Here is a 13,098-nt window from a genome sequence, read left to right on the forward strand (position 1 = left end):
AACCATGAGCCTTCCCTTCGATGGCGCGATCACCGAATTCTTCGAGACCGGTGCGTCCGATGACATTCGGGACAAGCTTCGCACAGCGGACAAAGACGACATCCTGACACCCACTTACCCGCACGACGAAAGAATGAGCAGGAAGGCCTACGAGCGCGAGATGGATGCCCTGCAGATCGAACTGGTCAAGATGCAGAACTGGGTGTCGAACACCGGGGCACGCGTAACCTGTGTCTTTGAAGGCCGGGACGCCGCCGGTAAGGGCGGCACGATCAAGCGGTTCCGCGAAAACCTGAACCCGCGTGGTGCCCATGTTGTAGCGCTGTCCAAACCCACGGAAACCGAAGCCTCTGAATGGTATTTCCAGCGCTATATCCGGCGGTTGCCCTCGGGTGGGGAAATCACATTCTTTGACCGCAGCTGGTACAACCGCGCAGTGGTCGAGAAGGTTTTCGATTTTTGCACCACCAAGCAGCGCCAGCATTTCTTTGTTCAGGTCAATCCGTTTGAAAAGATGTTGGTCGATGAAGGTATTCACGTCTTCAAGTTCTGGCTGAACGTCTGCCGTGCCGAACAGTTGCGCCGTATTCTCGCGCGTGAGCGGGATCCGCTGAAGCAATGGAAACTGAGCTGGATCGACGTAGAGGGATTGAAACGATGGGATCTCTATACCGATGCCATCCGCGAGACTTTGGACCGATCCCACACCAGCCACGCGCCTTGGACCGTCGTGCGATCCGATGACAAGAGGCGCGCGCGGCTCAATGCGATCCGCACGGTTCTTCATGGGCTCGACTACACAAACAAAGACCCGCAAAACATTGGAAAGATAGAAAAAGGTATTTGCGGCGGACCGGATATCTGGGATGCCTAAACGCGGGTACCACCACGGTAACCTGCGTCAGGCCCTGATCGAAGCTGCCCTGCAGCTGATCGAAAACAAGGGGCCCACCGGGTTCACGCTGTCCGAAGCGGCCAAGCAAGCAGGTGTGACCCCTGCGGCGGTCTATCGTCACTATGAAGGGCGCGAAGACCTGATCGCGGAATGCGCACGCCAGGGCTATGGCATCTTTGCCGACTTGATGGAGCACGCGTACCAATCCGGGCAACCGTCTGCGCTCGCCGCCTTCGAGGCCACTGGACGCGCCTATCTTGCCTTTGCCCGCCGTTTTCCCGGCCACTATATCGCAATGTTCGAAAGTGGTATTTCGACCAACCGCACGCCTGAGCTTGCTGACGTGGTGACACGTGCCAATGCTGTCTTGGAAAAAGCAGCGGCGGATTTGTCTCAGCACATTCCTGAAGACAAGCGCCCCCCAGCCTCAATGTTCTCGGCCCATATATGGGCCCTGAGTCCACGGGGTGGTTGAGTTATTTGCACGCAACTCACCGGGCACAACATCGCCCTTCCCGCCCGAGGATTTGCTCGAGACAGGGATCGGGATCTATTTGCGTGGTTTGGGCCTGATCCGTCCCGACGACTGATGCGTCGCCCACGCGTTTGCGCGAGCGACGCATGCGCGCGGGCCTATTCAGCCGGCTCGCTTGTGTGCCGCGCCTCTTTCTCAGCCGCGTATTTGGCTTGTGCAGTCTCAACCGCTTTCATGTGAATATCTGCCAGCTCCGGACGCAGTTTTTGCGCGCGCACGGCCGCATTCATTGTCGCCAAATGCTGCCCTTGGAAATGCGGGAACACTTCACGCGCGATCAGTTCGTAGGACTTCTTGGTTGCTTCGAAGTTGGCCCAATTGTGTGCAAGCATCAGGTACGCGCCAAAGCCACCATTAGATTGCTTCCAGAGCCGATCAATTTGCGCTTTGCACATGTCCGGCGTGCCGATAGCGCCAAATCCACTGTCGTTGATGAAGTCGATCATCTCCTTTGCGTTCTGTCCTGGCATCGACATCTGCGGGAACGCCGCAATTTCCTGGAAATAGTTGAACCAGTGTTCAATCCCATATTCCACGTCGCGCCGCGCCTGTTCCGCTGTTTCAGCAATATGACAAAGGCCCACAAGGCGCCATTTCGAACGGTCAGGCGTGTGACCATGATGTTTGGCCTCTTCTTCAATCACGTCCCAATGCAGCGCCAGCGCATCAAACCCTGCAGCCGTTGTCGCCCCGATCGAGATCAACCCGGTACCGTATTTGCCAGCGAGTTTCGGCCCTGTCGGCGAGGCGACCGCGGCCGTCGCAAGGTCAAAATTGGAATAGGGTCGCAGATGCAGCCGTGCATCCTTGAGCACCCACCGATCATTCTCAAAATTGACCGGCTCGTCCGAACGCAGCAGTCGCGTGATCACGTCAAGCCCATCGGCAAGAAGGCCGCGCGTGTCTTTTTGGCTCAACCCAATCATCGCGGCATCGGTCGGCAGCGATCCGGGCCCAAGGCCCAACATGGCCCGGCCCCGCGTCAAGTGATCAAGCTGCACGATCTTTTCGGCCACCCAAAGCGGATTGTGATAGCTGACCGATACAACACCGGTGCCCAGCTTGATCCGCCGCGTGCGTGGCGCGGCTGTTGCGATCATAATCTCAGGGCTGGCTGAAATCTCGGAACCGGCAGAGTGGTGTTCGCCAAACCAGACCTCGTCATAGTCACAGCGGTCAAGCCATTGAACGAGTTCGAGGTCCTGTTCCAAAGCAAGAGTCGGATTAACCCCTGGTTTATGAAACGGGGCGAGAAAGATGCCAAAGCGCATTCGATCCATGGTGTTTCCTCCCTAAAGGTCACAGTTGTTTTTGGGTGACGTTAGGTCAGGTTATGGCAGGGTGACCCGTTCGCAAAACCAATTCTGGGTTGTAGGCCGACTTTTGCGGGTACGGGCCGTGCTTGCACTCAGGCCAGGCTCAGCGCGCTTTCGTCAGATTGTTGTCGACGTTCAATCGCTCAACATCGCCAAGTACCTTGATCGCATAGCCCCCGATATCGTCCAACTGGAACCCGTCGATCACGTCAAATTTCATGCTGATCGGTGACACGATTTTCATCGGACGGGCAAAGACCTGAAGCCGTGCGGCCATGTCCACGGCAGGACCAAAGACGTCATTGACGCACTTTCGCACCCCCTCGACAGATCCAGCAGGCGCCGAATAATACGCGCGCGCGGCGGACTGGGCGTAATCAAGTCAGGCACGACGCGTGTCCAGGTGTAGCAGTGGACGCTCGCCAAGACGCGAATGAAAGGGACCCAATTGACCGCCCCTTTTGCGCTGCATGTACCAAGAATAAATGCTTGGAGAACTGGAACCCGATGGGCGCTTTTGCCCCAATACGTATTGCTTCCTCGACAACGCCGATGCTGTTGGTCACGAAACCAGCAACCCACAGCCGAATACCCAGACTGGCGTGCTATGCACTACAATCGGGTTAACGCAAAACTGTTGCCTTCATGGTAATTCGCGGTCAGGTACGCGATGGTCCAGTCTTCTTTCACGCAGAACTCGGCAACGGCTTCGATGACACCGTACTTAAAGCCTTTGACCCAATTACCCATCGTATAATCATGCCCCGCTATGAACCCGCCGCGCTTAATCTTGCGGGCGTAGGCGTGCAATTCGCTAATCGTCACGCTGTATCCATGATCGCTATCGATGTAGATCCAATCGAAGTAACCGTCTTGGAAGTCTTCAACCGCATCGGTCGACAGCTTGCGCGTGATCTGGACCTTGTTTTCGTCGATTTGTGACTTGAATCTATCAGCCACCGCGTTGGCCTTGTCGTCGTTGTACCTGTCACTTCCCCAAACATCTACGATATGCAACTTGCGAGGAGTGTTCAGTTTCAAGATCGTTGCACTGAACTCACCTTCGTCAGCGCCCAATTCCGCGACAATTCCATTTGACGGCATGCGTTCCAGCAATGCCGCACGGTTCGGAACAATTCGCGCATTTTCGCAGTGCTTTGCCGCCAAGTCGTACACCGGGATCGAGTTTACTTTGTCCAACCGCCGCTGCTCAGCCTCGCGCAGAACGCGACGTTCCGTCCGCTTCACCGGGGGCAGGTTTTTCCAGAAGCGTCTAATTCCCATCTCTCTCTCTCCCAGTCAATGGCGTATCGAACACGATTAGATTGTTGTTTAACAAGTGAAAAAACGGCCGCAATACTTTGCGGCCGTTTTCGTTCTTTCGATCCTCGGATAGACAGCTTAACGCTTGGAGAACTGGAAGCTCTTACGCGCTTTGGCCTTACCGTATTTCTTACGTTCAACCACACGGCTGTCGCGCGTCAGGAAGCCGGCGGCTTTCAGTGCGCCGCGCAGGCTAGGATCATACAACTGCAGGGCTTTCGAGATGCCGTGCTTGACTGCGCCGGCTTGCCCCGACAGGCCACCACCCTTGACGGTGGCTGTCACGTCAAACTGATCTTCGACACCGGCAACCTGGAAGGGTTGGCGCAGAATCATCTGCAGCACGGGGCGTGCGAAATATGTGTTCAGCTCTTTGCCGTTCACGGTGACCTTGCCGGAACCGGGCTTGATCCAGACACGGGCAACCGCGTCCTTCCGTTTGCCGGTAGCATAGGAACGACCGAACTCGTCACGGACGGGCTCGCGCGGGGTCATTTCGACTTCGACCGGGGCAGCGTCGCCAGCGACGGCTTGCAGGTCTTCGAGTGTGTTGATTTCGTCAGCCATGCTTATGCGCTCCGGGTGTTTTTCTTGTTCATGGACTTCACGTCCAGAACTTCGGGGCTTTGTGCTTCATGCGGGTGCTCGGCCCCGGCATAGACACGCAGGTTGGTCATGATCTGACGGCTCAGGCGGTTGCCGGGCAGCATCCGCTTGACGGCCAGGGTCACAACGCGCTCGGGATGTGCGCCCTCAAGGATCTGCTCCTTGGTGCGCGACTTGATCCCGCCGGGGTGGCCAGTGTGCCAGTAGTGGTGTTCCTGGCGCTTGTTGCCGGTCAACTGGATCTTGTCCGCGTTGATGATGATCACGTTGTCGCCACAGTCCATGTGGGGTGTGAACGACGGCTTGTGCTTGCCACGCAAACGCATGGCGACGATCGAGGCAAGGCGGCCCAGAACAACGCCCTCGGCGTCGATCAGGATCCATTTCTTGTCGATGTCCGCAGGTGTTGCGGTATAGGTTTTCATATGAGTGAATCCCTTGAAGGGTGGAATTTCAGATTGCGTGGTTATACAGCAGGGCAAACCTGCGTCAACGGCAGGAAACCAGTTTTAAGCAAGCAAAATCAGTCTCTTAAAAATAAGGTATTATTATACCCCATTTCGCAGCATGGATACCCGCCGCTATGATACTCGAATTCGCACCACCTGCCCTCGCAGCCTTAGCGCTCCTGGTGTGCGCAACTATCGTAGGCGCACCTGCCATGCGCAAGCTGATCACGGTCTATGAAGCCAAACATGAGCTAAGGCATGGCTCTGCCGGATGGCTGCGGTCGATCCGCGGTTGGTCCATGGTGGCGTTCTGGCTGATGAGCACGTGGTTCGTCGCCACCATCATTGGCGACTGGGCCGTGCATGGAGACCTTGGGGCCGCGATTGATCGTGGCTGGCTGCGCCTACGCATCCTACTTGAGATCGCAATGGCCATCATGGAGTCCGATTGATGGATGACATCAGCGCCGCACAGTCCGAACTGCAATGCGCCAATTGCGCAGGGCAATGCATCTATGATCCGGCGCAACAGGCGCTGGTCTGCACCAGTTGCGCCACGCGGTATGGGTTGGAAACCCAGGACAATCATCGGGCAGCACAAGAGTTTGATTTCGATCCGGATACGCCAGAGGATGACCCGCCCGTACTGACCGAAACCCGCGTCCATCATTGCCAAACCTGCGGCGGGGACGTCGTGTTTGTCGGCCAAACCCTGTCCGAGCGCTGTTCCTATTGCGATGGACCGGTGGTGCTGGCGACCAGTGACACAGGGTATCAGACCAAGGCGCTCATCCCGTTTCGCGTGCCCGAACGCGATGCACAAGTGGCAGCCGTGGATTGGGTGGCGCGGCGTTGGGCCGCCCCGTCTGACCTGAAAGCCGTTGTCGCCAAGGCACGGGTGGCTGGCCTTTATGTTCCGTTCTGGACTTTCGACAGCGAAGAGGCCGTGAATTACTGGGCCAAGTACAAGGTTCGCAGGAACAAGCGGACAGTTACGCGAAAAACTTCGGGCGCACTGCGCATCAGTTTTGACGATCTGCTGGTTCCTGCCTCCCCCCACATCACACCGCTCATACGCGATGGCATCCTGCACGATTTCGAACCACGCCGCCTGCGCCCCTACCGTCCCGGCTACCTGGCCGGGTTCGGGGCCGAACGACACCACCAATCGGTGGCCGAAGGGCTGACCGCAAACGCAGAGGACAAGGACCTTCTGATCCGCAACCGGATCAAGGGACATGTAGGCAAGTCTGGCGTGCATGACGTGCGCTATATCACTGATACCACCGGTGTTCGGTACAGGCGCATCCTGCTGCCCGTCTGGATCCTGCACTATCAGTACAATGGCGACGCGATGAAGGTTGTTGTGTGCGGTATGCAAGGACGCACCTATGGCGAGCGCCCGTTTTCATGGGCGAAACTTACGGGATACGCGGCGGTGTTGTCCGGCCTGACAATAGCTTTTGGCCTCGCTTGGGGCGCTGGCGGTCTGCTTTAAACCCCGATCTGATCGGGCGGATTGTCCAGCAGGTCTCGCAACCTTTCGATGGCAGCTTCGAAAGACTGCAGGCTGACCCCTGCATTGATAGCGATGCGCACGGCATGCGGTGTACGCGCATCTCGGCAAGCATAGTCTTCAGCGGCACGGATGCCGACGCCTTGCTTTGACGCTGCTTGCACAAATGCGCCAGCCCGCCATCCTTCGGGCAACCGCAGCCATAGGAATGGGACATCCTTGCGCCAAGCGATGTCATAGCCGCCCAGCACATTTACCGCACGTTGAACATACGTGCCGATGCTCTTGCGCGCGCTTGCCATGAGATCAGGCAGTTCGGGGTGAACCAGCAGGGCTGCGAACAGGTCGGTCATCGGTGTGGCCAGACCAAAGAACGAATATTCGGCTGTGCGCCGCAGGACATTGGCCCGCCCTTTTGGTGCAACAGCAATTCCAAGCCGCAAGGCAGGTGTAATGGATTTGGAGATCGAGGAAATGTACCAAGTACGCTCTGGTACAATCATCCTATAACTGGGGGCCTGTGCCTGTCCAAGCCTGTAACAATCATCTTCAAGGATCTGCAGATCATGACGGCGCGCGACGTCGGCAAGCTCTTCGCGCCGGGCCCGTGGTGTGAAGCCACATGTGGGATTATGCACTTCGGGAGAGGTGCAAAATATCTGCGCATCATGCGCCTTGGCCGCCGCGTCCAATGCCTCCGGTATGACCCCTTGTGCATCCATTTCGACAGGGATCGTGTCAGTGCGCAGCAACTCGGCAGCACGCCGAAAGCCCGGATAGGCGAGATCCTCAACCAAAATAGCAGGGCGTCGCCCTTTCAGAAGCGCCTGAAGTATCAGGAGAATCGCGTTCTGCCCGCCATTGGCTAAAACGATGTCATCTGGTCCAAAAGATCCAATCGGCGCCCCGGCCAACCAAGCCGCCGAGGCTGTGCGCGCCTGCGCGCCTCCGGCCCGCGTCGGATAGTGCATCACCCCTGAGGGCGGGTCGTGGGCAACTTTCGCCAGAAGCTTACGGATCAGTGTCGCCTGCCCAACGTTGGGCAAATGAGGAGAGAACAGGTTGACGTCCCAAGTCTGCGCCCCGGAATTATGCGTGACACTATCGACCTCGATAGGTGCGTCTGAGAAAAGCGGCCCCTTTTCATCGGGTTGCGCAACGAAAGTGCCACGCCCCACCTCTGCCTTCAGAGTCCCATCATCCGTCAACAGCGTATACGCACGCGCCACAGTGCCAGGTGTAATACCAAGGCTCCAAGCCAGATCGCGCACGGGAGGCAATTTGTCCCCCGGTGTCAGATCATGGTCCGAGATACGCTGACGGATGACATGCATCACCGCCTTGTATTTCGGCCCTTGTCCATCCAGCAGATCAGGCGACCAAATTGTATCCATTACAATGTTTCCGTAGCGTTATCTGATTTCGCATTGTATCACATATTCATGGCAATATCGCCACATTGTGTCAATACAATTTAGGAGTTTCCCATGACACATTACATGCAAACGCCCGCCTCGCACCTGGCTTACCTGACTGCGCAGAACCGCATTCCGGCAACCTCGGTTGTCGCGCTGCGCATTGCGGTGATGCTGTCAAAATGGGCCGAACGTCGACGCAGCCGCCTGGCTTTGCGCCATTTGGATCCGCACTTGCTGCGCGACGTGGGGCTGACACCCGCCGAGGCTGAATATGAAGCCTGGCGCGTGTTCTGGCGGGCGTGACATCCCCGTGGCACCTGCCAGACCTCTTCCTTACGGCCGGGCTTGACCCGGCCGTTTTTTATTTCTGCAGATCAACACCTTGGGGTGGAATGGCGTAGGTCAGGCTGGCCCGCGCCACAGGCTTGTCATCACCCTCCGAGAACAATAAGGCATCCGTCACCGACAATTGCTTGCCCAGCTTCAACAAACGACCATGCGCGATCAGATCAACCCCGGCCTTCGGTTTACGCATGAAGTCGATGGAACAGTTTGTCGTCACAGCCAGCGCTCGCGGCCCAATATGGGCCAAAGTCACCATGTACGCCGTCACGTCCGCCAACCCGAACATCGCAGGCCCTGAAACCGTACCCCCTGGGCGCAAATGCCGGTCCTGCACGAGAAGCCGCAGAACAACCCCCTCTTCCGTCACCTCCTCGACATGGAACTCACCCGCAACTTCCAAGAACACCTTTTGTAGAAATGCGTTCATCTCGGGCGCGGTCATTACAACAGCCATGCTTTTCCTTCCCTTGTCCCTGCCATAGGGTGAGCCGCAAATATGTTGGAGGGCAAGATGACAATTCTGGAACGTGAGGTCACAGGGGCAGTTGCTCATCTGCGCATGAACTCACCTGATCGCCTGAACGCGCTATCGGGTGAAATGATCGCCGAATTGCATGGTGCTTTGGATGATGTTGCGAATGACAGTTCTGTGCGCGCCGTGGTGCTGTCGGGTGCGGGCAAGGCTTTTTGCGCGGGCCATGACCTGAAACAGATGACGGCAGGACGACAATCAGCCGATGGCGGCACAGCGTATTTCAAAGACTTGTTCGACCGTTGCGCCGCAATGATGGCGCGCATTCAGTCCCTGCCCCAACCCGTCATTGCACAAGTGCACGGCATCGCGACGGCCGCGGGGTGCCAACTGGTAGCAACCTGCGACCTTGCTGTCGCGGCACATGGGACACGGTTTGGGGTCAATGGTGTAAACATCGGCCTGTTCTGCTCAACGCCGATGGTGGCGCTGAGCCGCAATATCCCACGCAAACAGGCCTTTGAAATGTTGACCACGGGCGAGTTTATCGAGGCAGCACGTGCGGTTGAGCTGGGCCTTGTTAACCATGCCGTGCCGATGGAAGAGTTGGATGCAACGGCCCGCGACCTTGCCAACCGGATCGCTGACAAGCTGGGCAGCGCGGTCAAGATCGGCAAGCAGGCATTCTATGAACAGCTTCAGATGCCCATCGCCCAAGCCTACACTTATACAGGAGAGGTTATGGTCGCGAATATGATGAATCCGGATACGGTCGAGGGCATTGACGCGTTTATAGAAAAACGCCCACCAAACTGGTCACAATAACCCGGCAAAAGCGGATAAAATCCCGTAAGAGTTTTGGTTGTTTCCAAATCGTGGACCGACTATTTCCGATATACCACTAGCAATTTGGGCACAAATGAGGCACAAATTGGACAGGGTTAACAAACCAATGACATTTTTGGGTCGCCGAGTGCGGAAGGTCCCTCCAGGTCAGCCTCTCTCTGACCGACCATCCCCGCAGCGGCGACCCCAAAAATTTCCCTTCAAAATCGAACAATTTCTGGGCCCGCGAACGGGTGCGTTACCTATGTAACCGGCCCGCAATCACCAGGAGGCGCAACAATCACCGGATCCTCGGGGCTGCATGGCTCTCCGCTGATCGGATAACGGTCCGGTTCCTCGCACGCCTGCAAGGCGAAGAGTGCTGAAACCACGAAAGCGAGTCTGAGTAGTGTCATAGTCCTGTCCTGTACAATTGTGATCCCTGCATAGAGGCCGCCAACACCGGCCACATTGATCCTTATCAATTGCCAAAGCGGACTGAGCATGGATTGCGCGACCGACACGCATGCCCTACATCCCGCCCATGACAAAAATCCTTCATATCGTGGGCGGCGGCATGGCCGGGTCCGAAGCTGCTTGGCAGGCGGCAAACATGGGCGTCCAAGTCGTGATCCACGAAATGCGCCCCAAGGTCGGTACGTTCGCGCATCAAACCGGCCTTTTGGGCGAAATGGTCTGCTCCAACTCCTTCCGGTCGGATGACAGCGAGCAGAATGCCGTTGGGTTGCTGCACTGGGAAATGCGGGCCGCAAATGGGCTGATTATGCAAACCGCGGACAAGCACCGCCTGCCCGCGGGTGGCGCGCTGGCCGTTGACCGTGATCCTTTTGCCCAATCGGTGACAGACACGTTGATGGCGCACCCGAACATCTCTGTTGAATACGGAGAGATTACCGCCCTGCCCGATGACGGTCACTGGATCATCGCCACAGGTCCGTTAACTTCAACGGCGCTGGGTCAGGCGATTTCGGATGAAACGGGCGCCGAAGCACTGGCTTTCTTCGACGCAATCGCGCCGATCGTCTATTTCGACTCCATCGACATGGAAAAAGCGTGGATGCAGTCCCGCTATGACAAGGGCGAGACTGAGGAAGAGCGCACCGCCTACCTCAACTGCCCCATGGACAAGCAGCAATACGACGACTTCATCGACGCACTGCTGGCCGCCGACAAAACTGAGTTTCACGAGGGTGAGACCGCTGGCTATTTCGACGGCTGCCTGCCCATTGAAGTGATGGCAGAGCGTGGCCGCGAGACACTGCGCCACGGCCCGATGAAACCAGTGGGCCTCACGAACCAGCACCAGCCCGAGGTCAAGGCTCACGCAGTCGTACAGCTGCGGCGCGACAATAAACTGGGCACGCTCTACAATATCGTCGGCTTCCAGACCAAGATGAAGTACGGCGCGCAGGCCGATGTTTTTAAATGCATTCCGGGCCTTGAGAATGCACGTTTCGCCCGCCTTGGCGGTATTCACCGCAACACGTTCCTAAACTCCCCCACATTGTTGACCGCAGATATGCGCCTGAGGTCGCGCCCCAATATCCGCTTTGCGGGACAAATCACCGGTGTCGAAGGATATGTTGAATCCTCGGCAATGGGCCTGCTGGCAGGACGCGCTGCAGCTACCGAGATCCTTGGCGGTTCGTTGGACATGCCCCCGGCCACAACGGCCATGGGTGCCCTGATCACCCACATCACCGGTGGGGCCGACGCCAAGACATTCCAGCCGATGAACGTCAACTTCGGTCTTTTCCTCCGGTCGAGGGATTGCGAGGCGGTCGGCGTGGGCGCAAGGACCGCTACAAGGCCTACACCGATCGGGCCAAGGCGGATTGGCAGGCTTGGCTCGCCCCGCAGGCCGCAGCCGCCTAAATACTGGACTGATACGGCATCAGGCCTTTACTCTGTTGGCATGACTGGATTTTTGGACAAGGCCTATCAGGCACGCGACGCGACTTCGACCCGCGCGCTTTATGACGATTGGGCCGCCAGCTACGAAGCAGAAGTGGCCCAAAACGGATATGCGACACCAGGCCGTTGCGCCGAAGCATTGCGGAAGTATGTGGCCGACCTCTCCGCCCCGATCCTCGACTTCGGCTGTGGGACAGGTCTGTCAGGCCTGGCGTTGACGTTGGCTGGGTTCGAGGCCATCGACGGCGTCGACCTGTCTGCCGAGATGCTTGAAGGCGCACGCACCAAGGCTGTGTATCGGCACTTGGATCAGATCGAGGCAGACGGCGCGTTGCCAAGAGACTGCTACACGACTATGGCCGCGATCGGCGTCATTGGCGCAGGGGCCGCGCCCATCGACGTACTTCATACGCTGATGCGGGCGCTACCCAAAGGCGGTAAACTGGTGTTCTCTTTCAACGACCACGCGCTTGAAGATCCGGCAAACGAAGCCGGTGTGGCCGCGTGGACCGATTGCGGCGCGGGCCGTCTGCTGTTCAAGGAGCACGGGGATCACCTGCCCGGCATTGACTTGAAGTCCAACGTCTACGTGCTTGAAAAAGCGTGATCTTCACCACACGATCTCGCACCGTCGCCGACTGGCCCATTGCATCTGGGTCACGCCTATTCTGCCATGCTGGCGCATGACATGGCACGGGCGCAGAATGGCAATTTCCTACTGCGGATTGAGGATATTGATAAATCACGCGCGCGGACCCACTGGGAAAACCAGATCTATGACGACCTGCGATGGTTGGGCGTGACGTGGGACGGGCCGGTGATACGCCAGTCAGAGAACACGGCAGCCTATTCCCATGCGCTGGATATCCTCTGGGACAAGGGTTTGCTTTACCAATGCGACTGTAAACGGCGCGACATTCTTGACGCGGCACAAGCACCACAAGAAGGCGCCCCGACGCACGGTCCCGATGGTCTCATCTATCCCGGCACCTGTCGTCACGCACATCCGCGCACAGGTTCACGCCCCGAAACAGTTGCACTGCGGCTTGATCTATCGGCGGCCATTGCCCAGATCGGCGCCACACTCACCTATTCCGAAACTGGCGAGGACGCCGGGCAAATCCAAGTCACCAATCCGATGCAGAAGATCGGGGATATTGTTTTGGCGCGCCGGGACATGGGTACGTCTTACCATTTGTCCGTTGTGGTTGATGATGCGGCCCAAGGAGTGACCCACATCATACGCGGCGCTGATTTGGCAGAAGCAACTGGCATTCATGTCGTCCTGCAACACTTGCTAGACCTGCCTACCCCAATCTACCAACATCACCGCCTGATCCGGGACGATGCAGGCAAACGGCTGGCAAAGCGCGACGATGCGCGCGCGATCTCGAAATACAGGGCTGAAGGCGCCACACCGAACGACATCCGGCAGATGGTCGGGCTACCGCCTGCCCCGTGAA

14 protein-coding genes and 2 pseudogenes are annotated in these 13,098 nt (G+C 57.6%); 9 read left to right on the plus strand and 7 right to left on the minus strand.

The window, feature by feature from the left end; translation table 11 throughout:
• The first annotated feature begins 4 nt into the window (after positions 1-4).
• Entirely contained in the window at positions 5-874 is an 870-nt protein-coding gene (gene ppk2, locus ACZ1HN_RS15460) for a polyphosphate kinase 2 (protein ID WP_472728142.1), read from the plus strand.
• Positions 867-1,485, plus strand: a pseudogene (locus tag ACZ1HN_RS15465) (TetR/AcrR family transcriptional regulator). The gene ppk2 and the pseudogene ACZ1HN_RS15465 overlap by 8 nt, the downstream one beginning before the upstream one ends.
• 43 nt (positions 1,486-1,528) lie before the next feature.
• Here ACZ1HN_RS15465 and ACZ1HN_RS15470 read toward each other — a convergent pair.
• From ACZ1HN_RS15470 to rplM, 5 genes are all read right to left on the minus strand, one after another.
• Entirely contained in the window at positions 1,529-2,710 is a 1,182-nt protein-coding gene (locus ACZ1HN_RS15470) for an LLM class flavin-dependent oxidoreductase (protein ID WP_472728143.1), read from the minus strand.
• 139 nt (positions 2,711-2,849) lie between these two features.
• Positions 2,850-3,023: a hypothetical protein gene (locus ACZ1HN_RS15475; RefSeq protein ID WP_472728144.1), complete on the minus strand. Its 174-nt coding sequence runs from the start codon at positions 3,021-3,023 to the stop codon at positions 2,850-2,852.
• Between the two features lie 335 nt (positions 3,024-3,358).
• Positions 3,359-3,994, minus strand: a complete 636-nt coding sequence (locus ACZ1HN_RS15480; RefSeq protein WP_472728145.1) for a class I SAM-dependent methyltransferase — start codon at positions 3,992-3,994, stop codon at positions 3,359-3,361.
• Between the two features lie 153 nt (positions 3,995-4,147).
• The gene (gene rpsI, locus ACZ1HN_RS15485; protein WP_189370546.1) at positions 4,148-4,636 is read right to left on the minus strand and encodes a 30S ribosomal protein S9; all 489 of its coding nucleotides are present in this window, start codon (positions 4,634-4,636) and stop codon (positions 4,148-4,150) included.
• Between the two features lie 2 nt (positions 4,637-4,638).
• Positions 4,639-5,100, minus strand: coding sequence for a 50S ribosomal protein L13 (gene rplM / locus ACZ1HN_RS15490; RefSeq protein WP_189370545.1), 462 nt, complete (start codon positions 5,098-5,100; stop codon positions 4,639-4,641).
• A 236-nt stretch (positions 5,101-5,336) separates the two neighbouring features.
• Here rplM and ACZ1HN_RS15495 point away from each other — a divergent pair, with 236 nt between their 5' ends.
• Positions 5,337-5,576: a hypothetical protein gene (locus tag ACZ1HN_RS15495; protein ID WP_472728146.1), complete on the plus strand. Its 240-nt coding sequence runs from the start codon at positions 5,337-5,339 to the stop codon at positions 5,574-5,576.
• Positions 5,576-6,622 (plus strand): hypothetical protein, encoded by a 1,047-nt coding sequence (locus ACZ1HN_RS15500; protein WP_472728147.1) that lies wholly within the window; start codon positions 5,576-5,578, stop codon positions 6,620-6,622. Before ACZ1HN_RS15495 ends, ACZ1HN_RS15500 begins: the two co-directional genes overlap by 1 nt.
• Here the strand turns inward: ACZ1HN_RS15500 and ACZ1HN_RS15505 are convergent.
• Complete coding sequence (locus tag ACZ1HN_RS15505) at positions 6,619-8,034, minus strand: aminotransferase-like domain-containing protein (RefSeq protein ID WP_472728148.1); 1,416 nt, start codon at positions 8,032-8,034, stop codon at positions 6,619-6,621. The genes ACZ1HN_RS15500 and ACZ1HN_RS15505 overlap by 4 nt on opposite strands.
• 93 nt (positions 8,035-8,127) lie before the next feature.
• Between ACZ1HN_RS15505 and ACZ1HN_RS15510 the strand changes: the two genes are divergently transcribed.
• Positions 8,128-8,361, plus strand: coding sequence for a DUF1127 domain-containing protein (locus tag ACZ1HN_RS15510; RefSeq protein WP_472728149.1), 234 nt, complete (start codon positions 8,128-8,130; stop codon positions 8,359-8,361).
• A 58-nt stretch (positions 8,362-8,419) separates the two neighbouring features.
• Here ACZ1HN_RS15510 and ACZ1HN_RS15515 read toward each other — a convergent pair whose 3' ends face one another.
• On the minus strand, positions 8,420-8,857 hold the full coding sequence (locus ACZ1HN_RS15515) for a PaaI family thioesterase (protein ID WP_299199529.1): 438 nt from the start codon (positions 8,855-8,857) through the stop codon (positions 8,420-8,422).
• 57 nt (positions 8,858-8,914) lie between these two features.
• On the opposite strand from ACZ1HN_RS15515, the gene ACZ1HN_RS15520 reads away from it, so the two are divergent.
• The 4 genes and pseudogenes from ACZ1HN_RS15520 to gluQRS all read left to right on the plus strand — a co-directional run bounded on the left by ACZ1HN_RS15520 (position 8,915) and on the right by gluQRS (position 13,097).
• Positions 8,915-9,700 (plus strand): enoyl-CoA hydratase, encoded by a 786-nt coding sequence (locus tag ACZ1HN_RS15520; protein WP_472728150.1) that lies wholly within the window; start codon positions 8,915-8,917, stop codon positions 9,698-9,700.
• 544 nt (positions 9,701-10,244) lie between these two features.
• Positions 10,245-11,596: pseudogene (gene trmFO / locus ACZ1HN_RS15525) on the plus strand (methylenetetrahydrofolate--tRNA-(uracil(54)-C(5))-methyltransferase (FADH(2)-oxidizing) TrmFO).
• 40 nt (positions 11,597-11,636) lie between these two features.
• Positions 11,637-12,242: a class I SAM-dependent DNA methyltransferase gene (locus ACZ1HN_RS15530; protein ID WP_472728151.1), complete on the plus strand. Its 606-nt coding sequence runs from the start codon at positions 11,637-11,639 to the stop codon at positions 12,240-12,242.
• Positions 12,243-12,308: 66 nt separating this feature from the next.
• The gene (gluQRS, locus tag ACZ1HN_RS15535) at positions 12,309-13,097 is read left to right on the plus strand and encodes a tRNA glutamyl-Q(34) synthetase GluQRS (RefSeq protein ID WP_472728152.1); all 789 of its coding nucleotides are present in this window, start codon (positions 12,309-12,311) and stop codon (positions 13,095-13,097) included.
• The last annotated feature ends 1 nt before the right edge of the window (position 13,098 follow it).

The sequence above is a fragment of the Tateyamaria sp. GN1-10 genome, from assembly GCF_055693845.1.